9 protein-coding genes are annotated in these 25,424 nt (G+C 46.1%); all 9 read left to right on the top strand.

Annotation, left to right across the window (positions count from 1 at the left end; translation table 11 throughout):
• Window positions 1-19: 19 nt before the first annotated feature.
• Entirely contained in the window at window positions 20-871 is an 852-nt protein-coding gene (locus ACLI09_RS07845; protein WP_411419052.1) for a fumarylacetoacetate hydrolase family protein, read from the top strand.
• A gap of 138 nt (window positions 872-1,009) precedes the next feature.
• Window positions 1,010-2,482, top strand: a complete 1,473-nt coding sequence (locus tag ACLI09_RS07840) for a carboxypeptidase-like regulatory domain-containing protein (RefSeq protein ID WP_411419051.1) — start codon at window positions 1,010-1,012, stop codon at window positions 2,480-2,482.
• A gap of 191 nt (window positions 2,483-2,673) precedes the next feature.
• Complete coding sequence (locus tag ACLI09_RS07835) at window positions 2,674-3,117, top strand: hypothetical protein (protein ID WP_411419050.1); 444 nt, start codon at window positions 2,674-2,676, stop codon at window positions 3,115-3,117.
• Window positions 3,118-3,285: 168 nt separating this feature from the next.
• The gene (locus ACLI09_RS07830; RefSeq protein WP_411419049.1) at window positions 3,286-4,368 is read left to right on the top strand and encodes an efflux RND transporter periplasmic adaptor subunit; all 1,083 of its coding nucleotides are present in this window, start codon (window positions 3,286-3,288) and stop codon (window positions 4,366-4,368) included.
• Between the two features lie 23 nt (window positions 4,369-4,391).
• Entirely contained in the window at window positions 4,392-7,592 is a 3,201-nt protein-coding gene (locus ACLI09_RS07825) for an efflux RND transporter permease subunit (RefSeq protein ID WP_411419048.1), read from the top strand.
• Window positions 7,582-9,018, top strand: coding sequence for a TolC family protein (locus ACLI09_RS07820; protein ID WP_411419047.1), 1,437 nt, complete (start codon window positions 7,582-7,584; stop codon window positions 9,016-9,018). Before ACLI09_RS07825 ends, ACLI09_RS07820 begins: the two co-directional genes overlap by 11 nt.
• A gap of 350 nt (window positions 9,019-9,368) precedes the next feature.
• On the top strand, window positions 9,369-13,376 hold the full coding sequence (locus ACLI09_RS07815) for a gliding motility-associated C-terminal domain-containing protein (protein WP_411419046.1): 4,008 nt from the start codon (window positions 9,369-9,371) through the stop codon (window positions 13,374-13,376).
• A 174-nt stretch (window positions 13,377-13,550) separates the two neighbouring features.
• Complete coding sequence (locus ACLI09_RS07810; protein ID WP_411419045.1) at window positions 13,551-19,382, top strand: T9SS type B sorting domain-containing protein; 5,832 nt, start codon at window positions 13,551-13,553, stop codon at window positions 19,380-19,382.
• A gap of 507 nt (window positions 19,383-19,889) precedes the next feature.
• Window positions 19,890-25,424, top strand: a 5,535-nt coding sequence (locus ACLI09_RS07805; protein WP_411419044.1) for a beta strand repeat-containing protein, incomplete at its 3' end; no start/stop codon positions are given.

Here is a 25,424-nt window from a genome sequence, read left to right as displayed (position 1 = left end):
ATCTAAAATAAGGCTGACTATGAAACTAATACGATTTGGCACCGCAGGACAGGAAAAGCCCGGGGTTATTATAAATGATGTGTGGTATGATGTATCGCACCTGGTAAGCGACTATAATGAGAGTTTTTTTGCCGGGGATGCACTTGAAACCTTAAAGGAAGAAATAAGTAAAGGGGGCCTTGAAGAGGTGAGTAAAGATACCCGTTTGGGCCCGCCACTTGCCCGCCCTGGCAAACTGATATGTGTGGGGCTTAATTATAAGGACCACGCATACGAAACCGGAGCGCCCCTGCCTGCCGAACCGATACTGTTTTTTAAGGCTACATCTGCTATTGTAGGGCCAAACGACGACTTAATACTCCCGAAAAACAGTACAAAAACCGACTGGGAGGTGGAGCTGGCCATCGTCATAGGCAAAAAAGCCAGTTATGTTAGCGAAGAACAGGCACCTGAGCATATAGCGGGCTATGTGCTGCATAATGATTATAGTGAGCGGGCCTTTCAGCTGGAGCGCGGCGGCCAGTGGGTTAAGGGAAAAAGCTGCGATACCTTTGCGCCGCTTGGACCCTTTATTGCCACCCCGGATGAAATTGAAGACATTCATAACCTAAACCTATGGCTTACCGTAAACGGCAAAAAAGTACAGGACGGCAGCACGGCAAACCTTATTTTTAACGTTTATTTTATTGTAAGTTACATAAGCCAGTTTATGACATTATTGCCCGGCGATGTTATTACTACAGGTACACCTGCAGGTGTAGGCCTGGGTATGAAGCCTGAGCCATGGTATCTTAAAGAAGGTGATGTGGTAGCACTGGGTATTGAAGGTTTGGGCACAAGCAAACAGCATGTAAAGGCATACAAACAGTAATGCGGGCAGGCATTTTACAGGAAAATAAAACCTAACGGGACAGATTAATATACGTATTCGGTTATACTTGTTATTTTTTTATTTCTTTTGTGTTACAAATACCTTATCCGGTCGTTTTACTCTTAAACACACAAAGCAATGAAACCAAAACTTTTACTTAGCCTCTTTGCATTTTTACTGTTTGCTTTTACACTTACAGCACAGTCTGTTACGGGCACTATAGTAGACGCAAACAAAGAGCCCATACCTTATGTAAGCGTAATGATAGGCCCTACTTATGGCGTGGTAAGCAATGAGGAAGGTGCCTTTATAATAGCCGTGCCCGAAAATCCTGAGGCCGATAAAGTAACATTTTCATCCATCGGATTTGAAAACCTGGAGGTGCCACTGGATAATTTTAAAGGGGGGACTTTTACCCTAAAAGAAAAGGTAAACGAGCTCGACAATGTGTTTATTACCAATAAAAAATATACCCCTACCGAGATTTTAACCCTGGCGGTACAAAACGCACCTAAAAATTATGCTGCACAGGATACCAAACAAACTTTCTTTTTACGCTCCTCATCAGAAAATAAAATGATTGATACCAAGTTTGAACTATTAAAATCGTCACTGGAAAAAAAATCAAAACTTAAAGAACTGAACAATGAAATTGAAGAGTTAATATCTAAAAACAAAGGCCGGAAGTCTCTTGATTTTTCTGAATATTACGGGTTTCTGTACCAGCAAAATACCGCTACAAAAGTAGCCGTAGAAAAAGCCATAAAGCTTATTAACAAGGAAAATGACATCTCCGGAGAACAGATGAACAATAAACTTATTGCCGTAATTAAAAAACACTTAGAACCCGGCGCCACCTATAAGCTCAAAACGGGATTGCTTACTCTTGACGATTCACTCTCCCTGGAAAAGCCCCAGAAAGAAAAAGAAACAGGCCCTGAAACGGCAGACATTAAAGGCCGTATTACAGAACTCAGCCTTTCATTAAATAAATTTTATACCGATGAAGCGCTGGATTTCCTTACAGAATTTAAGCGGTATACCTATACCCTTGAAGGCTTTTCTACGTTTAACGACGAAACCATTTATATAATAGATTTTCAGCCCAAAAAGAACGCGGCAAAATATTCCGGTAAAATATATGTAAACGCTATAGATTTTGCTGTAGTAAAGCTTGACTATGCGATGATAGACGGTAAAACCGAGCACAATGTAAACCTGAAATTCCTGCTGGGCATAAAAGCAGTAGAAGACCGGGTTAAGGTATCGGCAACTTACACAAAAAACGAAGCGGGGCAGTATGCTGTAAACTTTGTTAAAAAAGAGTCTAACACTTATTATTATATCAGCCGGCCGCTAAAATTCACCAAAAATAAAGTGGATAAAGACGAAGAAGATAAAATGATGAAAATCGACTTACTTATTGAGGGTGATAACCACAAGGTATCTGAACTGTTTATCATCGACCGCGAAAAAATCAAACCCGAATCGTTTGCTTCTGTCAAAGAAAATACGAATTACGAAATTAAAACGATAAGCAAATATGATGCTTCGGAATGGGAAAATTATAACGTGCTCGCTCCGGTAGATGCTATTAAAAATTATAAGTAAACAAAAACGAAATACTGCAAACGTAGTAGTACGCCATTTTTGCAAATGAGTTGTTAATGGTGAAATTTTAAAAGGAAAATGGCTTCATCTTTGCACCGACGCAACAGTTCGCGTTTTGTAAAGCAGGGAGTTTTGTGAACCAAACCCCTGCAAATTATTTAAGCATGAACTATTTGCCTGTATAACCAACTTTGTGTAAGTTTGCACCCGAAATGAGGAAGTTGCTGATAAAAATATTCTTACCCCTTTTTATCCTGCTATCAGGCGGATACGGCAAGGCGCATGCTACGGCATTTGACGACTGTATCTGTATTTCTCAATCCAAAATTATTGATACCCCGGAGCACCTTAACCATTGCAAGGTGCAGACCGTTCCGGCCCAGCATGTAAAATATACGCAGACAGACCTTGAAGAACTGAATGACCGTATAGACAGCACCGACAGCGAAAACGAAGATGATGATGTTTCCTCAAAAAAACTTGTTGATGTAAAAAAATACCTTACATCTGTTTTTAGCCTACAAAACACCGAATTTATATACCAGCCGCTAAAAAAAGGCCTGCCGCAGTGCAAGCACTTTTTTTACTTTACCGCGTGCAGGCGTTATATAATATTCCGTGTAATCAGGATTTGATTTAAAATTCTCAGGGCAGTTTATCTTGCCCCTTTTCCCGTTTATTGATTTTTTAAAACAGCAACTGTATAGCCGTAGCGCTATTTACGGCCCTGCCTTTATTATTTCCCTATCCCACTAAACAAGAGTTAATCAAAGACGTTGTAGTGCTTTAAAACGTAAATTATTATGAAGAGAATTTTCATGTTAATGGGCCTGTGCGCCATGTTAACCATTGCAAGCTGCAATTCTAAAAAAGAAGAAAAAGAAGAGCAAATAGAATTTTTGGCTACAAATCCGGTAAAAATGGATACCACAACTACTAAAGAATATGTAAGCCAGATACGCTCTATTCAGCACATTGAACTTAGGGCCCAGGAGCGCGGTTACCTGCAAAAAATATATGTAGACGAAGGCCAGGCAGTAAAAAAAGGCCAGCTGCTGTTCCAGATTATGCCTAACCTGTATGAGGCAGAAATGCAAAAAGCACAGGCTGAAGCTAACTTTGCCCAGATAGAATATAATACCACAAAAAAACTGGCTGACGGTAACGTGGTTTCACCCAGTGAGCTCGCTATGGCAAAAGCCAAATGGGACAAAGCCAAAGCCGACCTTCAATTAACTAAGGTACACCTGCAATTTACTGAAATTCGCGCGCCTTTTGACGGCATTATAGACCGTTTCCACGTGAGGCTGGGCAGCCTTGTAGATGAGGGCGAACTGCTTACCGAACTTTCTGACAACAGCAAAATGTGGGTATACTATAATGTACCTGAGGCCGAATACCTTGATTATAAAGCCCGCGTGCATAAAGAAGGCCCGGTAAATGTAAACCTGCTAATGGCAAACAACCAGCTGTTTAAGTATCCCGGTGTAGTATCTACCATTGAGGCCGACTTTAATAACGAAACCGGCAATATTGCTTTCAGGGCCACCTTCCCTAATCCGGATGGGCTGTTAAGGCATGGTGAAACCGGTAATATCGAAATGAAGGTGCCGTATAAAAACGCGCTTATCATTCCGCAAAAAACCACTTTTGAGGTACTGGAGAAAAAGTATGTATATGTTATAGACAAAAACAGCGAGATAAAATCCAGGGAGATAACCATAGCGGCAGAACTGCCCCACCTGTTTATTATAAGCAAAGGATTATCTACAGGCGATAAGGTACTGCTTGAAGGTATACGCCTTGTACAGGAAAATGAGAAGGTAAAATACAAAATGGAAGACCCTGAGAAAGTGCTTTCGCATTTAGAGCTTTATGCCGAATAACCAAACCTCTAAAAAGAACGAAAATGTTTAGTAAATTCATACAAAGGCCTGTATTTGCGATAGTAATTTCTATTATGATCGTATTTATGGGTACCCTGGCAATCGTGCAGCTGCCTACATCGCAGTTCCCTGATATTGCCCCCACCACAGTAAACATATTTATTGCTTACCCGGGTGCCAGTGCCGACGTACTGGTTAAATCAACACTTATTACGTTAGAGAACTCCATAAACGGTGTTCAGGACATGCGTTACATGGCTACCGATGCAACCAGCGCCGGCGAAGCCACATTAAGGATAATCTTTGAGCCGGGCACCGACCCTAACCAGGCGGTAATCCGTGTAAAAACAAGGGTAGACCAGGTAATGCCGCTACTACCCGAACTTGTGCAGCGCGAGGGCGTGGTTATTACCCCCATACAGCCCAGTATGCTTATGTATGTTAACCTTTATGCCAAAGGGAAGGACATGGATGAGAAATTCCTGTACAACTACGCCAGCGTAAAAATGCTGCCTGAAATTAGCAGGATTAAGGGTGTTGCCCGTTCGCAGATATTGGGTAGCCGTACCTATGCCATGCGTATATGGCTAAACCCCGACCGTATGAGGGCATACAACGTTTCTACCGAAGAGGTAATGAAAGCCCTGGGCGAACAGAGTATAGTGGGCCGCCCGGGCCGTATAGGCCAGAGTTCCGGTATTGCGGCGCAGTCGTTAGAATATGTGTTAACCTACAAAGGCCGTTTCAGCGAACCTGCGGAATACAATAATGTTATCATCCGTGCCAATGCTAATGGTGAGGCGATACGCCTTAAAGACATAGGCCGTGCCGAGTTGGGCAGTGAGTTCTTCGATATCTACTCAAACCTCGATGGGCACCCGTCTGCCTCTATTGTATTAAAACAGAACTACGGCAGTAACGCCAGCGATGTAATTGCCGACGTAAAATCTAAGCTGGAGGAAATGAAAAAAACCTTCCCTCCAGGCCTTGACTATAAGGTAAGTTACGACGTTTCTAAGTTTCTTGATGCCTCTATAGAGCAGGTTATAGATACCCTACGGGATGCCTTTATACTGGTGGCGCTGGTAGTATTCATCTTCCTGGGCGACTGGCGCTCTACACTCATCCCTATCCTTGCGGTACCGGTTTCGCTCATCGGGGCGTTCTTTGTAATCCAGTTCTTTGGTATTACCATAAACATTGTTACACTTTTCGCGCTTGTACTTGCTATTGGTATCGTGGTAGATGACGCCATCGTCGTCGTCGAGGCGGTGCATGCCAAGTTTGAAGAGTTCCCGCACATATCGCCATACATGGCTGTTAAAAAAGTATTGGGCGAAATCAGCGGCGCTATCATCGCTATTACAGCGGTAATGGTTTCGGTATTCGTACCTATATCATTTATGAGCGGCCCGGTAGGTACCTTCTACCGCCAGTTCTCTATAACCATGGCAAGTTCTATTGTAATTTCGGCCATCATCGCGCTTACCCTTACGCCGGTATTGTGTGCCATGCTGCTTAAAAACACCCATGGGCAGGAACGTAAAAAGAACCTACTTACTAAGGGACTGGACCGTTTTAACCGCAGCTTCGACAAGCTTACCGGCTGGTATGTGGCTATATTAAAAGTCATTGTAAGCCGCAGGGTGGTTACGTTTGGGGTGCTTATAGCATTTTGTGCCGGTACATATTTTGTAAATACCATACTGCCTTCAGGCTTTATACCGGGTGAAGACCAGGGTACTATTTACGGTATCATCCAGACGCCGCCGGGTTCTACGCTGGAAACTACCAACCAGGTAGCACAAAGGCTCCAGAAAATATGTGAGAAAACAGAAGGCGTAGAATCGGTTTCGTCGCTTGCGGGCTATGAGATCATGACCGAAGGCCGTGGCTCCAATGCCGGTACCTGCCTTATCAACCTTAAACCGTGGGACGAAAGGAAACAAACCGTTACCGAGATTATGAAAGAGCTTGAGGAAAAATCAAGGGCGCTTGGTGCCAAAATTGAATTCTTTGAGCCGCCTGCAATCCCCGGCTTTGGTTCATCAGGTGGTTTTTCTATGCGTTTGCTTGATAAAAACACCACCACTGATTACCAGGATTTTGACAAGATTAATAAAAACTTTATGGCAGAACTGGGCAAGCGCAAAGAGCTTACCGGCCTGTTTACCTTCTTTGCCGCAAACTACCCTCAATATGAATTGGTTATTGATAATAACCTGGCCATGCAAAAAGGTGTTTCTATAGGTAAAGCCATGGATAACCTTGATATATTAATAGGTAGTACCTACGAGCAGGGCTTTATCAAGTTTAACCGCTTCTTTAAAGTATATGTGCAGTCTGACCCTAAATACAGGAGGCTGCCGTCTGACGTGCTTAACCTGTTTATTAAAAACGACCAGGGCGAAATGGTGCCGTACTCAGCGTTTATGAAGCTTGTAAAAACACAGGGGCCTAACGAGATTACCCGTTACAACATGTACAACTCGGCGGCCATACAGGGCTTACCTGCAGAGGGCTATACCACTGCCGATGCTATTGCCGCAGTTAAGGAAGTGGCCGTTAAAACACTGCCTAGGGGGTACGACATAGCATGGGAAGGCCTATCTTATGATGAGTCTAACCGTGGTAATGAGTCGATATACATATTCCTTATCGTACTAGCATTTGTGTACTTTGTGCTTGCAGCGCAGTATGAGAGTTTTATCATCCCGCTTTCCGTGGTGCTGTCGCTGCCTGTAGGTATCTTTGGTTCGTTCTTATTGCTTGAGCTAATGGGGCTTCAAAATAACATCTATGCACAGATAGGGCTCATCATGCTCGTGGGGCTACTCGGTAAGAACGCGGTACTTATAGTAGAGTTTGCGGTGCAGAAGCGCCATGAGGGTTCTACCATACTCGAAGCCGCTATTGAAGGTGCCAAAGTACGTTTCCGTCCGATTTTAATGACTTCGTTTGCCTTTATCGCCGGCCTTATCCCGCTTATGCTTGCGTCGGGCGCGGGAGCCATCGGTAACAAAACGCTGGGTTCTGCGGCGCTTGGCGGTATGCTTTTCGGTACTGTTTTCGGGGTAATTATTGTGCCCGGATTGTATTATATATTCGGTACACTTGCCGGTGGCAGGAAGCTGATTCAGTTTGAAGATGACAGCTCATTATCAGAAGAGTTTGTGCATCAAATAGATAATTTCTCACATAATGACGAACACCATGATGCGTAAACAGAGTATAAAATATACAGCAGTAGCAGCCGTAATCGCATTAAGCGTTACGGCCTGCAAACTGCCGGAAACCGTTAAGAGGGACGAAAACAAAAACGTGCCTGCTGCCTATAACAACGGCAGCACCAGCGATGCTAACTCGGCTAAAACAAAGTGGAAGGAATATTTTACCGACCCTAACCTTATTGCCCTTATAGATACCGCGCTGGTAAACAACCAGGAGCTGAACATAACCTTACAGGAAATAAGGGTGGCGCAAAACGAAATAAGGGCCCGCAAAGGGGAATACCTTCCGTTTGCCGATGTTAAGGCAGGTGCAGGTTTTGATAAAGTTTCGCGCAATACAAACATAGGCGCGCTGGAACATAATATAGATATCGTTCCCGGTAAAGAAAACCCGGAGCCGTTACAGGATTACAGGCTGGGAATTTCTGCAAGCTGGGAAGCCGATATATGGGGCAAACTGCACAATGCTAAAAAGGCTGCGGTGCAACGCTACCTCTCTTCGGTTGAAGGCAGGAACTTTATGGTTACTAACCTGATATCTGAAATTGCCGACACCTACTACGAACTGCTGGCGCTTGATAACCAGCTGGCCATAGTACAGCAAAACATAAGCATACAAAACAACGCGCTTGAAATTGTAAAGCTGCAAAAGGAGTCGGCCCGTGTTACAGAACTTGCGGTACGCAGGTTCCAGGCACAGGTGCTGCACACACAGGCCATGCAGTATGGCATACAGCAGCAGATTGTTGAGGCGGAAAACCACATTAATTACCTGGTGGGCAGGTTCCCGCAAAAGGTAGTGCGCAGCAGCGAGCCCCTTGTAGATATGGTGCCAAACGCGGTACAGGCAGGTATACCGGCACAATTACTGGAAAACAGGCCTGATGTAAAACAGGCCGAACTTGACCTTGCCGCATCTAAACTTGATGTAAAAGTAGCTAAAGCACGTTTTTACCCTTCGTTGGGTATTTCAACAGGTGTGGGCTACCAGGCCTTTAACCCGAGCTACCTTGTAAAGCCCGAGTCGCTAATCTATTCGCTTGCGGGCGACCTTGCTGCGCCGTTAGTGAACAGGAATGCTATTAAAGCAGCCTATTACACGGCTAATGCCAGGCAGATACAGGCGGTTTACGACTATGAGCGTACCATATTGAACGCTTATATAGAAGTGGCAAACCAGATGGCGAAGATAGACAACATGCAAAAAACCTACGACCTTAAGGCGCAACAGGTTAACGCGCTAAACGAGTCGGTTGATATTTCTAATAACCTTTTCCGTTCGGCAAGGGCCGATTATATGGAAGTATTGCTAACGCAGCGCGACGCACTGGAATCTAAATTTGACCTTGTGGAAGCAAAAATGCAGCAGATGAGTGCCATGGTGCAAATATACCGTGCGCTGGGCGGCGGATGGAATTAAGCAACTAAACTTGCTAAAAAGTACATAAAAATAACTTTAAGTCCCTCAAAAGTGATATATTTTTGGGGGATTTTTATTTGGGAAACGGCTTTAAAAACTAAAATAGCCGGTAATTCTTATGAATTTTAAAAGATTAATAGGAATTTTTGGCTCGTTACTTTAAGCAATACGGTGCATTTACTTCATTTAAAAACATAATTAACAGTATAATTTTCAGTATTTTAGCTTTAATAATAATTGCCCGTAAAAATACATTGAGAATAACCATTTATTAAAACCCGCATAACGTGCATATCGTTATTTTAATGTAGATTGCGCGGCATTTTGAATGCGAAAATCAAACAAAAAAAATGATGCAAAAAAATAATACCCGTCAGGAATTTACACTGAGCCTCATCGTAGTTTTCTTTTTATCTTTTATCAGTGCTTACGCGCAGCCACCCTGTGTAAGTACCGCAATTGGCAGCATTTCGCCCATTACAGGCCCGTCTGGAACGGTAGTAACCTTAACCGGCATCGGCTTTAACATTGGCGCAGGTACTACATCTGTTAAATTTAACGGTGTAGAGGCAGCAGCGTTTACTGTGGTTTCTAATACGCAAATAACAGCGGTAGCTCCGGCTACGGGTACAAATGGTATCGTTACCATTATTACAAATGGCTGCCAGGCATCCGGGCCGGTATTTACCTACCTGCAAAACGACTGCAGCAACAATGAGCCCGAAATTTATATTTCTGAATTATACGATCATACTCCCGGAAGCTATGGGGTTATTGAGCTTTATAATCCGTCCCCAACCAATACTATTACCTTTAACGGAGAATATGTGCTGGAACGTTATGGCGATGTAAATGGGTCATTATCGTATACGCTTACATTATCCGGTTCAATTGGCCCAGAAGAAACGTATCTTGTATTGTCTTACGGTACCGGTGAAATGGGATGTAGCGTAGTAACTAATGCATCTATGGGTAGCGGTATTAATGATAACGACCAGTTTCTTCTGAAAAAAAACGGAGCGGTAATTGATGAAGCCCGCGCTCCCGGTGACATAGGATATAGTGTAATCCGCAAACCAAATGCAATAGCCCCAAATGTATCGTACAGCGCATCTGACTGGAATTTTTTCAATACTCAAAGCTGTGCCGACCTGGGCAGCCATAATGCCGCCCCTACGCCTCCGGCAGTAACCATTACAGCGCAGCCGCAGGACGATGTTGCCTGCCTGGGTGAAAATGCAACCTTTACTGTGGGATTAAGCAACACCACCGGTGTTACCTACCAATGGAAAACCCTTGTAGCCGGAATATGGGTAAATGTATCAGGTGGTAATTATAGCGGTGCAAACTCGGCCACACTTACGGTAACAGGCGCTACCCTTTTGCAAAACAACACACAATATTATTGTGAAGTAACGGTATCGCCTGCCTGTACCCTGCTTACCGAGGCCGTACAGCTTACCGTAACACCTCTGCCTACCGCCACATTTACCATAGTACAGCCTACCTGCCTGTTACCTACCGGCATTATTACGCTTATACCCGGCGCGGGCCTTACACTTACCTACAGCCTTAACGGAGGGCCTTTTGTAAGCAACCCTGTATTTAGTACCCTCAACCCGGGAACGTATAACGTAACGATAAAAACAGACGGCGGATGTACCGCGACACTCAGCATAGTTGTAAATGATCCACCGGGAACGCCCGATGTAGCCGAAACAGCTGTTATACATCCCACATGTGCTACCCCTACAGGCACAATTACGGTAACTTCGCCATTAGGAGCTGAGTATACGTATACGCTCCTTCCCGGCGGTACTGCACAGTCAAGCTCTGTGTTTTCGGGCCTTGCGCCGGGCAACTACACTGTAACGGTAACAAATGCCCTGGGCTGTACATCGGTTACTCCTACTATAGTAATAAATCCTGCCCCGGCAGCGCCGGAGGTAGCTACAACTATAGTAACACAGCCGGACTGTACCACGCCCACGGGTACCATTACAATATCTGGTATGATTACTATTGGTTATGGCTATAGTATTAACGGAGGTCCTTTCCAGCCGGAAACCGTATTTTCAGGCCTAATCCCGGGCACGTATACCATAACTACCATAAATGCTGCCGGATGTACTTCGGTTACGCCTGTCATCACCATAAACCCCGCGCCGGGTGCCCCTGCAATAGCAATTACCACGGTAACCCAGCCGGATTGTAACACACCTACCGGAAGCATAACCATAACACCGACGACAGAACCGGGCGTTGGCACAAACTACAGCATTAACGGCGGCCCGTTTGGCCCGGACCTTACCTACCCTAACCTTACAGCCGGAAGCTATACTATAACCGTACAAAATGCCGCCGGGTGTACATCGGTTACCCCGCCTATTATTATAAACGCTGCACCGTTACCGGTACCGGCCATAACCACTACGGTTGTACAGCCGGATTGTACTAACCCCGTTGCTACTATTACTGTAACAGCCCCGGTAGGGACAGGATACCAATATAGCATTAACGGTGGCACCTTACAGGATTCACCTGTTTTTTCTACTACGGTAGCGGGAGATTATACTATAACCGTACAGAATGCTGACGGTTGTATGGCAACCACTGCCCCAATAACCATAGCAGATGTGCCTAACGCCCCTGCACTGGCAACTACTGATATAATACATCCTGACTGTACGGTTACCACAGGCACTATAACCGTTACCGGGCCGGTGGAAGCAGCCTACCTTTACAGCATCGACGGTGGCACCTTTCAGGCAGGGACAGTGTTTACCGGTGTTGCACCCGGCGACCACACTATAACCGTGCAAAATATTGCAGGATGTACCTCGATTGTTACTGTAACCGTTAACCCTGTTCCTACCGCACCTGCTGTTGCTACCGTAATAGCTACAGACCCAAGCTGCAGCAGCACCCTGGGTGGGACCATAACAGTTACCTCCCCTCTTGGCGGAGCATACACCTATAGCATAGACGGTGGAAACACATATGTTACTACCCCTGTATTCACCGGGCTTGAAGGTGGCTTATATACCATTACCGTACAAAGCACGGTGGGATGTACATCGGTTACCGCGCCTATAACTATTAACGCCGGGCCATCTGCGCCGGATGCAGCTACCACTATTTTAGTACAGCCCGACTGCGATATTCCGTCAGGAAGTATTACCATAACAGCACCTCTGGGCGCAGGGTATACCTACAGCCTTAATAACGGGCCTTTTGTTACAAACACTACTTTTGACGGACTTGCCGCAGGAAATTATACCATTACAGTGCAAAACAGCGGCGGATGTACAGCTGATACCGGCCCGCTTACTATAAACGCCGCGCCGCCGGTACCGCCGGTACCTGTAACCACGCAAACGCACCCCGATTGCAGCAACGCATTTGGCAGCATTACCGTAACAGCACCGCTGGGCAATTACAAGTACAGCATTAATAACGGATTTTACCAGGATGCGCCGGAGTTCCTGAACCTCGTGCCCGGCGACTATACAATCAGGGTACAAAGCGCTTCGGGCGGGTGTACCACAGTTACCGGCGTTATAACCATAAACCCGGCACCTGTTAACCCGGCTGTGGCTAACACTGTGCAAACACAACCTGATTGCAGCACCGGAGTGGGCAGCATTACTGTTACTGCCCCGTTAGGAAGTGAATACAGCTACAGCATTAACGGAGGGGCCTACCAAACCTCGCCTGTATTCGGCAACCTTTCAACGGGTACATATAACGTAACGGTACAAACCACCGGAGGATGTACATCAACAACTGCCGATATTGCTATTAATACTCCTTCCGACCTGCCGCAGCTTACCGGTACACAAGGATGCGAACCTACCATCAATGGCCGTAATTATTTGCTTACTGGCTTCCCTGTTGATGATTCGTTCGACCCATCACAGGTTACGTATGAATGGAGGGTATTAGGTTCGCCGGTTGTTATAGGCGACGAGGCTACCCTTAATGTTACGCAATATGCGTTAAGCAACCTTAACCTAGAGTTTCCTGTAACGTTTGAACTTACCGTAACAACCACGGGAGGTTGCGAAGCGTTACTTAATTTTACCGTTGATGGCATCTTTTGCGATATCCCAAGGGGTATATCGCCAAATAACGACACTATGAACGATAATTTTGACCTTACCGGGCTTAATGTCCGTAATCTTAAAATATTTAACCGTTACGGACTTGAAGTGTATAGTAAACCCGGCTACAGCAACGAGTGGTTTGGCCAGACAAATGGTGGTGACGAGCTGCCTACGGGAAGCTACTTTTATGTAATAGACCTTGCCGACACTACCAAGACCGGATGGGTATACATTAACAGGCAAACGAACTGATAAACAGCAGTAAATAAATTTTTATAAGCCGCCACGAGCGGCTTATATTGCGAAACAGAATTCCGATAGTTAAAAAATGTATTGGTTACTATTATTTAACGACCGGAAAAAACATTGAATAATAATTACATATAAATTTGCTTTGTTAAACTTGTCCTAAACTTTTGTTAACTAATGCGAAATAAATCCCCTTTAAGTTTCACTGCTTTAAAATTTTTATTGCTGGTGCTGGCAGCCATAGGCCTGCCTCTAAGAGCACTATCACAAATTTACAAGCACGATTTTGGCAACACTACCATAACCACGCACCCATACACCGTTGCACCACCTGTGTTAAATGCTAACCTCAGCGGATCGTCATGGATAAACAGCGCAGGCGCCTGGAGCAGTAATACCGGTGCCACGGGGCAGGCCATACAGATGACCACTCCCGCGGGTTCTTCCGGCATAACATTAACTTTTAATGTAGCGGCAGGCTTTGCAGCCGATATTACATCGTTTGACTTTTGGACCAGGCGCAGTAACTCCGGCCCGCAAAACTGGCAACTGGCCATTAACGGCACTACCGTAGGCAGCGGCCTGACTTCAGGGAGCGGCACAGCACTGGGCACTACCCCCGTAAGCACGCCCATAACCGGGCTTACAGGTACAGTAACGGTTACGCTATCCTTATCTAACGCGAATGGCGGAAATATCCGCCTCGATGATTTTACGCTGAACGGCAGCGTGTATTCAAACTGTAATACGGTTTCGGTAACGTCTTTTAGCCCTGCAAGCGGGCCCGAAAATACCCAGGTTACCATTATAGGCTCCGGGTTTACTAATGCAGCTACAGTAAAATTTGACGGTATAACCACCCCCTTTACTGCTGTTTCTAATACAGAGATTAAAGCCATAGTACCGCCTGGCATTACATCAGGTATACCATCGGTACAGGCTACCGATGGCTGCCAAAGTATAGCAGATAGTGGTTTTACCACATTTGAATCGCAATGTGGTTCAGGCGAAATTTATATATCAGAACTATACGACCAAACTCCCGGCAGCGGCGGCATGATAGAGCTGTACAACCCATCAAATAATACAGTTACGTTTAACGCCGAATATGTTATGAACCGTTATGGCGATGTTGGCGGGCCGTTATCTTATACACTCACGCTTCCCGGGTCTATCGCCGCGCATTCTACTTATTTGGTTAATTGCGGACCTCCAGACCAATCACAGTGCGTTACCCCTATATCCTCTGTAACGTTAGGCGCCGGATTTAACGGAGACGACAGGATTGACCTGTTAAAGAACAATGTGGTAATAGACCGTGTAGATGTTCCTTATTCGGCAGCGGGGTTCACACTTATAAGAAACCTAAATGCAGTTGCGCCGGTACCGGTATATAATATAAACGACTGGAACAATAACTCAAACCCGGATTGCTCTAATTTAGGAATACACCCCGCAATAAGCCCTGTCCCGGCCGTGACCCAACCGCAGCCTCAAACGGTATGCGAAGGCGGAACCGCCACTTTTACAACGGCTGTGGCAACAGGAACGGGATATACCTATCAATGGAAAGTATTAGTTAATGGAGGCAGCACCTGGAATAACGTTACTAATAACGCTAACTATTCCGGTGCTACAACGGCTACACTTAGCGTTGCCAATATCCCTGCTACTTTTAACGGCAACCAGTATTACTGCGTAATTACTTCTACCACCTGCGATATTGTTACCAATGCAGCCCTGCTTACCGTGGGTGGTGTACTGGCCGCCCCACAGGCTATTGTTACCGACGCCACCTGTGCCGCATTAGGCCAGGCCATTGTAACCAGCCCGCTTGGCGCGGGAATAACCTACAACATAAACGGAGGAACCTATCAGTCATCAGTTACATTCCCAAATCTTACTGCGGGAAATTATAGTATTATTGCTAAAAACGCCGCCGGGTGTACCTCAGCACCGCTTAACTTTACCATACAGCCAGGTGCAGGTGCTCCCGCGGCACCGGTATTTGGTACGCCAACGCAGCCTACCTGTGCCACGCCTACGGGCAGCATTACCATAACATCCCCTACAGGCACAGGCATTACCTACAGCACAGACGGAACGAATTACCAGGCGGGTACCACCTTTACCCTTACTCCCGGCACCTACAGCGTTACCGCCAAAAACGCGGCAGGGTGTGTATCTCCCGCTACATCAGTAACTATTAACCCTGCACCAAGTGCACCTACTGCACCGGTAGTCGGCACGCCAACGCAGCCTACCTGCGCCACGCCTACGGGCAGCATTACCATAACATCCCCTACAGGCACAGGCATTACCTACAGCACAGACGGAACGAATTACCAGTCAGGTACCACTTTTACCCTTACTCCCGGCACCTACAGCGTTACCGCCAAAAACGCGGCAGGGTGTGTATCTCCCGCTACATCGGTAACCATTAACCCTGCACCAAGTGCACCTACGGCACCGGTAGTTGGTACGCCAACACAGCCTACCTGCGCCACGCCTACAGGCAGCATTACTATAACAGCCCCTACCGGAACAGGTATTACATACAGCACAGACGGAACGAATTACCAGGCAGGTACCACCTTTACCCTTACTCCCGGCACCTACAGCGTTACCGCCAAAAATGCCGCCGGGTGTGTATCTCCTGCTACATCGGTAACCATTAACCCTGCACCAAGTGCACCTACGGCACCGGTAGTTGGTACGCCAACGCAGCCTACCTGCGCCACGCCCACGGGCAGCATCACCATAACAGCGCCTACAGGCACAGGTATTACCTACAGCACAGACGGAACGAATTACCAGGCAGGTACCACCTTTACCCTAACGCCAGGCACGTACAGTGTTACCGCTAAAAATGCGGCAGGGTGTGTATCTCCCGCTACATCGGTAACCATTAACCCTGCCCCAAGTGCCCCTACCGCACCTGTATTTGGCACGCCAACGCAGCCTACCTGCGCCACGCCTACGGGCAGCATTACCATAACATCCCCTACAGGCACAGGCATTACCTACAGCACAGACGGAACGAATTACCAGGCGGGTACCACTTTTACCCTTACTCCCGGCACCTACAGCGTTACCGCCAAAAACGCGGCAGGGTGTGTATCTCCAGCTACATCGGTAACCATTAACCCTGCACCAAGTGCCCCCACCGCACCGCTAATTGGTACGACAACACAGCCTACCTGCGCCACGCCTACGGGCAGCATCACCATAACAGCCCCTACCGGAACAGGTATTACATACAGCACAAACGGAACGAATTACCAGGCAGGTACCACCTTTACCCTTACTCCCGGCACCTACAGCGTTACAGCCAAAAATGCAGCAGGGTGTGTATCTCCCGCTACATCGGTAACCATTAACCCTGCGCCTGCCGCCCCGGCAATAGCCACTGTTGTACCTACCCAACCCGATTGCAATACCCCAACCGGAAGCCTTACCATTACCGCACCCACAGGCACGGGATACCAATACAGCCTTAACGGCGGAACGTACCAGACCGCAACTGCTTTTACAGGGCTTCCTGCCGGAAGCTATTCGATAACTACAAAAAACGCCGACGGGTGCACATCGGTAGCCGGGCCATTTTTTATTAATGCATCTGCACCAACATTTTTACCGCCTGACCTTGATATTGAGCAGCCCGACTGCGATACCGCATTGGGTACAATAACCGTACTTTCACCCACCGGGGCAGGGCTTAGTTACAGTATAGACGGGTCTAATTACCAGGCAGGAACTGTTTTTACAGGCCTCACGCCCGGCACGTACAGCGTTACTACAAAATACAGCACGGGCTGTATATCCTTAGCTACAGTGCAGCTTATTGTTTCGCAACCGTCAACACCGCCCGCACCGGACGCCTCTGTTACGCAACAGCCCGACTGCAGCCTGCCCACCGGTACTATTACAGTAACACCCGCCGGAACCGGTTTTATGTACAGCGTTAACGGTAGTAATTACCAAACATCAAACGTATTTAGCGGCCTTGCTGCCGGAAGTTATAATATTACTGTGCGTAATAGCTCTGGCTGTGTTTCCCCGGCTATTGTAAGGGTAATAAACGCTGCGCCTACAGGGCCTACGGCACCATCGGTGATAGCCGAAAGCCCTGCCGATTGTTCTTCATCTACAGGTAGCCTGACCATTTTATCGCCCACAGGCAATGGCCTTACTTATAGTATTGATGGTGTAAACTACCAGGCAGGCACCCTGTTTACCGGCCTTCCGGCGGGCTCGTATCCTGTTACGGTTAAAAATACGGCAGGCTGTGTTTCTGTAGCCAATATAAAAGTTATAGACGGTAGCAATGGCGCTCCCGCCGAGCCAACATTGTCTGGCATACAACCGGATTGCACACATCCGCTGGGGAGCATCACTGTAACATCGCCCACCGGCACAGGGCTGTCCTATAGTATTGATGGAGGTTTAACCTACCAAACCGGCGTTACATTCGCAAGCCTTGAACCCGGCACTTACAGCATACTCGTTAAAAACACTGCCGGATGCGTTTCTACGCCCAAAACAGAAGTTATCAGCGCTTTTGCCGGCGCACCCACGAAGCCGGTAGTTACACCTACGCAACCGGATTGCACCACAGCAACAGGGAGCTTTATCATTAACTCTCCCGTTGCGGGCGATATTACCTACAGTATTAACGGTGCGCCTTACCAGGCAGCCACCACATATACCACGCTTGCGCCGGGCACCTACCAGGTTATTGCAAAAAATGGTTCCGGATGTATTTCGCTAACCACTACAGTTGTTATAAGCCCTGCGCCGGCACAACCTGCTGTGCCAACGGTTACCCCTGTACAGCCTACGTGCAGCGCGCCAGCGGGTAAAATAACAGTTATAAATCCGGTTGGCCCAGGCTACACCTACAGCATAGATGGCGGCACTTCATACCAAACCAGCCCGGTATTCGACGGCCTTGGCGGAGGTACGTACTATATTACCGTTAAAAATGCAGCCGGATGCACTGCCACCTCAACATTCATTTTGATAGATGCACCCCCGGCACCCGCGCCAAGCCCGGGTGTCATAACGGGTAATGGCCTTGTATGCATGGGCGATACGATATCGCTTACAGAATCGGTTACCGGAGGCATATGGTCCAGCAGTAATGATGCTATTGCCACGGTTGATGCTACAGGCGTGGTAACCCCTGTTAGTACGGGTACGGTACAAATTACATATACCGTAGGTACACAGTGTACCGCAAGTGCCCCGCAACACACGGTAACGGTTTATAACCTGCCCCAGCTTAACCTTACAAATATATGGCTGTGCGAAGACCCTGCCACCGGCCTTATCATTGCCTCTAAAGAACTAAATACAGGTTTATCTGCTACCGACTACACTTTTGTATGGAGCAAAGGGAGCACAGTGTTGCCCGATACCTCATCAACACTCGATGTGGATGAAACAGGCACCTATACTGTTACCGTAACTAATAATATATCCGGATGCAGCAATAGTGCCACAGTTAACGTAGGTATATCATCACTTGCTGTTGCCGATGTTGTAGTAGGTACTGATTTTACGAACAGCCAAACCATTACCGTAACGGTAACCGGCGGTTCGGGCGATTATGAGTACAGCCTGTCAGGTATGCCCTACCAGGATGAACCGGTATTCCGTGGGGTAAGCCCGGGCGAATACACCGTTAGGGTGCGAGACAGGCACGCATGCGGTTTTATAGAACTAAGCGTATTTGCATTAAATTACCCGCGTTTCTTTACACCAAACAGCGATGGCACATACGACACATGGAACATTAAGGACCTTGCAGGCCAGCGTGATGCTGTGATATTTATATTTGACAGGTTTGGGAAAATCATCACATCGGTATACCCTTCGGGCCGCGGATGGGATGGCACGCTTAACGGTTACCCGCTTCCTGCCACAGATTATTGGTTTACACTTTTATATACCGCATCTTCAGGAGATAAAAAAGAATTTAAAGCCCACTTTTCTCTATTACGCTAATGTTAACCACTGAAAATGATTGAATTATCATTTATTAAAAAAATGAATATTTTAAAATGAGTTAAATTCTTAAAATTCATATTTTAATATAAAATTTCTTATAATGCAGAGCCCTCCCATAGCGGAGGGCTTTGCATTATGTTTACACGTTAACACAGCCTTAATCAATACTTCATTAATAACAAATATCTAATTAACAATAGATTACAATATTTGCAATGTCCAAATATTCAGAAAACAAATAACTAAAACACAAGTAAAGTCAATAAATGGCTGCACGCAAAGCAGCAATACCTTTGAATAGCCCTATTATAATTCTTAAACGCCCGGATACCTGCTGCAATATTGGTTTGTGGGCTTTCTGTCGCTAACATAACAGGATAAAAAACAAAAATATAAAACCGGTAAAAATAGCTTATCCACAAGCTATTAATACCCTCTTGTGCCCTAAAATTATGAACATAAAATTTAAAAAAATCAATTAAAAAGTAATCTAAACCAATTTCTATGAAGAAATCTACACTGCAAAAAATGCGACGGTGCATTTTAATACTAACGCTGCTCATGCCATTTGCTTTTGCATGGGGGCAGGCAACATTTACCATTACACGTGGCTCAAGCGGTGACAGTAACACCCTAGGAGGGGCAAATATTTCAGCTGTTCCCGGAATTGCCGTTACAGAAAATATTCCCAGTTCATGCCCTACCGGGGATAATGCTTCACAAAACTATTACATGACAATTACGCCGCAAGCGGGTTATGTTATAACAATAACAAGCGTTTCCGGAAATGCTACGAGAAGTAGTGCCGGTAAGAACCAAATTAACTGGCAATTAGTAAACGGTGGCACAACCCTAAATGGTAGTACAGCCTGCATACCTTCTTCAAGTAGTTGTAATGGTACTACAACAATACCCACAATATCTACAAATCAAACTGTTGTAGCTGCAGGCTCAACAGTAAATGTTGTACGTAACATTTGTACTAACGGTAATACCCCCTCCGGTAACGGATATACTGCGGTAAAGGAACTTACCATAACGGGTACAATAACCGGTATAGGTACTGTAGCGCCAACCTCGATTAACTTTGGTAATGTAAATGTGGCCAGCACCAGTAATGCATCATCATTTGTTTTACAGCCTAGTGCCATAGCCGGAAGTAACATTTTAGTAACCGCTCCGGCAGGATTCCTTGTTAGCCAGACATCCGGAGGTACCTATACCCAGACCATAGCGTTTGCAAACAATACAACCGCAAAAACCATATATGCTAAGTTTGCCCCTACCACAGCAGGAGCGGCTTCCGGGCAGATAGTAGTGAGTAAAGAAACTAATGGCGGCACGGTAACTAACCGTACGGTAAATGTTAATGGTAACGGGGTAGCGGTAAATCCTCCTTCAGTAACAAGCAGTTTAACCGACACTTCCACGTATGGTGCAACCGATACCTATCAGATAGCCGCATCTAACTCTCCGAATGCTTATACAGCTACCTATGATGGTGGTGCATTACCGGAAGGAATAACATTTAATGCATCTACCGGGCTTATAAGCGTTGCGGCAACGGTAGCTGTAGGCATATACAATATTGAAATAAACGCTTCTAATGCCGGAGGTGGCCCGGGTACTGCCCAAACCCTGGCATATACCCGCACCGCTAAGCCGCTAACACTTACGGGCGGTGACGCTAACGATAAAATATATGACGGTACTACTACAGTGACATTTCTTACAGAACCACTATTATCAGGCATCATAAATGGCGATGTGGTTAACCTTACAGGAACCCCTGTTGCTGAATTTGTTACTAAAAATGCAGGTACACGCCAGGTACGTTTTACGGGCGGGTATGCTGTAGACAATAGTAACTATACCCTAATATACCCACAAGAACCCACAGATCTTACAGCAGATATTACCCCCATTACGGCAACAATTACCGGTATTACTATAGATGATAAAGATTTTGACAGTAATACAACTGCAACTATATCAGGCACACCGGTTTTAAACGGCATTATTTCCGGCGACGATGCGACACTTAACAGCACCAGTGCTTCAGCAATGTTTATACAAGTTGAACCCGGAGAAAATATACCGGTTACAGTATCAGGCTATAGCCTTAGCGGTACTGATTCGGGCAACTATACACTAGCGCAGCCTACAGGGCTTACGGCAACGATAAACGATGATGGCCTGACAGACCAGACCATTACATTTAACCCGTTAAGCAATGTGGTATATGGCGATGCATCGTTTGCACTTACAGCAACTACCGATGCCCCCTTAACGATAACCTACACTTCGTCTAATGAAAACGTAGCCACAGTAAGTGGCAACACTGTTACCATAACCGGTGTAGGTACTACAACCATAATAGCCAGCCAGGATGGAGACGCAACCCACAGCCCGGCCATACCGGTAACCCAAAACCTTACCGTAATGCCTAAAGCGCTAACTGTAGCCGATGCTGCTGTAGTAACAAAGATATATGACGGCACAGATGTGGCAACCGTTACCGCTACACTGGATGGTGTAGTAGGTAGCGATGATGTTACCTACACCTACGAAGCTATATATGAAGATAAAAATGTAGGTGTAGATAAAGATGCCGTTGCCGAATTTAACCTTACCGGTACAAGAGCTTATAACTACACGCTGCCGGTAGACCTTATTTCACTAACAGGTACTATAAACCCTAAAGAATTAACGGTAAGCGGTGCCGCTGCTACAAATAAAGTTTATGATACTACAAATGCTGCTACAGTTACAGGTACCCTTACCGGTGTGGTTAGCGGTGATGTAGTCACCCTAATAGGTACAGGTACGTTTGCCGATGTAAATGCAGATACCGGTATTGCGGTTACGGCCACTGCTACACTTGGTGGCGCTGATGCAGCTAATTATGCGCTTACACAACCTACAGGCCTTAGCGCTAATATTACCACTAAGGGTATTAGCGTTACAGCTACAGCCACAAGTAAAGTATATGACCGTACAACCCTTGCCGAGATTACTGTAACAGGCATAAACGGGGTAATTTCGCCGGATGAAGTAACGGTAGCTGGAAGTGGTACTTTTAATACGTACGCAGCCGGTAATAACAAACCGGTAACCACTGCCCTTATATTAAGTGGTGCACAGGCTGACAACTACAGCATTACACAGCCAACAGGCTTAGTAGCCAATATTACCCAAAAGGCCATTACTGCCGATATTAGCGCTGCAACAGTTGCAGATAAAACATATAACAACACCACTACCGCGGTAGTAAACGGTGTGGTACTTAACGACGTGTTAGCCGGAGATGAAGCCGATGTAGTGGTAACCACCGCCTCATTTGCACAGGCCGCAGCAGGCAATGATATTGTGGTAAGCAATTTTGTACTTTCCGGCACTGCTGCAGCCAATTATACCCTTACTCAGCCTGTAGATACGCTACTGGGCAATATTGTGCCTGCTACGCTTACGCTGAACAGTGCGGCTGCACAAAATAAAGTATACGACGGTACTGATGCCGCCAACATTACCGGTACCCTTGCCGGCGTTATAGCAGGTGCCCCTGCGGTTAGCTATACCGGTACGGGTACATTTGAAAGCATATTTGTAGCTAACGGCATTGCCGTTACCCCGGCCATAGTACTTACAGGCGCCGGCGCGGGTAACTATGTACTCACACAGCCTACAGGCCTTACTGCTAATATAACACCAAAAGGTGTTACAGTTACTGCCACAGCACAATCTAAATTATATGACGATACAACAACCACTACAGTTACCGATGCTGCTATTACAGCTGGTGTATTAGGCGATGATGAGGTATTGCTTGAAGCTACCACGGTACCGGGTACCTTCAATAACGCCACGGTAGGTACTAACAAACCGGTATCGGCTACGTTTACCCTTACGGGAGAAAAAGCAGCTAATTATACTGTGATAGTACAAACCTACCCGGCAAACATTACACCGGTTACCCTTACAGTAGATGTAACCAATGCTGCGGTTACAACAAAAACGTATGATGCCACTACTACAGCTGCAATTACTGGTGCGGTTCTTAGCGGAATCCTTCCCGGTGATAACGTAATTGCCACAACAGGTACATTTGCTTCAGCTAATGCAGGCATTGACAATGCCGTAACGATACTGCTTACAGGAACCGATGCCGGTAACTATACGTTAACCCAGCCTGAAACGCCTGTTACAGGTATTATTAATAAAAAAGCGCTTACTGCTACCGCAGATAATAAAACCAAAGTACAAGGCGCGGCTAACCCGGCTTTAACCATTACATATTCAGGTTTTGCAGGAAGCCAAACCGCTGCAAGCGCACTCAATTTTGTTGCCCCTTCAATTGCCACAACCGCTATAACGGCATCACCAGTAGGTGCTTATCCTATAACACTAAGTGGTGGTTCGGCAACAAACTATACTTTTTCTGCTTTAAACAATGGCTGGCTTAGTGTTAATCCTGCCAGTACAGCACTTATAACATGGAGCCCTGCTCAGCAAAGCGGTTTCGGTGTGAGCCCGTGGGCGCCCACTACTATAGCCGCAGGCCTTAACACACAAATGATAAAGGGCAGCAGTATCTTATCAGGCGGTACTGCCGCAGGCAGTGCCTGGGGCGGTGGCAATGGCGGTGGTAACAGCTGGATAAATAACGGCGCCACTACCGATAACAACAGCTTTAACTTTGAACTTGCTGTACCCGCTGGAAAGTCTTTAAGTTTATCAGGTATTGTTGGAAATTTTAGGAGGTCTAATACTGGCCCTTCAGATATATATGTCTATTATGCTGTATATCCTACAGGCAGCGCTGTACCTTCAACGTTCAGCCTTGCGGCCTCTCAAGCAGGATTAACAGTGCCTTCAACTGCTGCTAATGGTAACTCAGTTACCCTTAACCTTGCAAGTGCAGCGGGACTGCAAAACATACAGGGGGGCTATACTGTAAAAATCAGGCTTAATCCTGGAACAGCAGCTACCACAGGTACTTTTTATATAAATGGTGCCGGTTCTCCATCAACTTTCGTAGTTAATGGTACTTTATCTGACAAGCCTGTAATAACCAGTTCGCTTACCGATAGCTCTGATATATTGAGTACCGATACGTACCAGATTACTGCTACAGGTACACCACAGCTTAATTATAGCGCTACTAACCTGCCTACAGGCGCCACTATTGGTAACACAGGGCTTATAAGTTTTGACGGAACTACACCTGCCGGTATTTATCCAATAACAATAGGCGTAACGAGCTATTATGGCTCTGATAGTAAAACCCTTGTATACACAGTTAACAAGCTAAATCAGGTTATAACCTTTGACCCCGATCCTATACCTTTACAATACGTAGGTAATGAACCACTATTACTTGAATACAACAACAGTGCCCCGTTACCTATAGTGTGGGCAAGTTCTAGCGAGAGTGTGGCAACAATAAGTGCCAGCGGTATTATAACTGCTGTAAGCGAGGGTACGTCTGTTATTACAGCATCGAATGATGGTAATGATGTTTATAACCCCGTTACTCAAACTATAAATATTACCGTTGGCGCGCCTTGCTTTACCTGGCTGGGTACAAACGATAGTAACTGGAACAACCCTGCTAACTGGTGTAATGGGATTGTGCCGTTTGCCGATAGCGAAGTCATTATTAACCCTGGCAGCCATAACCCGGTTATCAGCGCTGGTATGGCACATGCCAATAACCTTACGTTAAACGCGAACGCGCAATTAACTGTAAATACGGGCGCAACCCTTAGTGTAGAAGGAAACCTTCATGTAGATGATACTGCTACACTTACAGTACAAAACAACGGCGCCATAGTACAGGGCACCGCTGCTACCGCAAATAATAACACCGGTAAAATAGAGTTCCATAAGCTGAGCAACCCGCTTTACAGGCTGGACTACACCCTGTGGTCTGCGCCAATAACGGGCCAAACGCTTCGCACGTTCTCTATGGGTACCTCTAACAACCGTTTTTATATATATGACTATGCCTTCAACGGCACCGCGTATGTACAGGGCTAC

The sequence above is a fragment of the Flavobacterium sp. RHBU_24 genome, assembly GCF_046613695.1.
GTDB lineage: Bacteria > Bacteroidota > Bacteroidia > Flavobacteriales > Flavobacteriaceae > Flavobacterium.
Note: the sequence above shows the minus strand (reverse complement) of the source record. Positions and strands in the feature narration are given on the sequence as shown.

What these genes read in the sequence shown, in the direction of transcription:
- ACLI09_RS07845 (WP_411419052.1), top strand. Translation starts at nt 20, where the DNA reads ATGAAACTAATACGATTTGGCACCGCAGGACAGGAAAAGCCCGGGGTT.
- ACLI09_RS07840 (WP_411419051.1), top strand. Translation starts at nt 1,010, where the DNA reads ATGAAACCAAAACTTTTACTTAGCCTCTTTGCATTTTTACTGTTTGCT.
- ACLI09_RS07830 (WP_411419049.1), top strand. Translation starts at nt 3,286, where the DNA reads ATGAAGAGAATTTTCATGTTAATGGGCCTGTGCGCCATGTTAACCATT.
- ACLI09_RS07825 (WP_411419048.1), top strand. Translation starts at nt 4,392, where the DNA reads ATGTTTAGTAAATTCATACAAAGGCCTGTATTTGCGATAGTAATTTCT.
- ACLI09_RS07820 (WP_411419047.1), top strand. Translation starts at nt 7,582, where the DNA reads ATGATGCGTAAACAGAGTATAAAATATACAGCAGTAGCAGCCGTAATC.
- ACLI09_RS07815 (WP_411419046.1), top strand. Translation starts at nt 9,369, where the DNA reads ATGATGCAAAAAAATAATACCCGTCAGGAATTTACACTGAGCCTCATC.
- ACLI09_RS07810 (WP_411419045.1), top strand. Translation starts at nt 13,551, where the DNA reads ATGCGAAATAAATCCCCTTTAAGTTTCACTGCTTTAAAATTTTTATTG.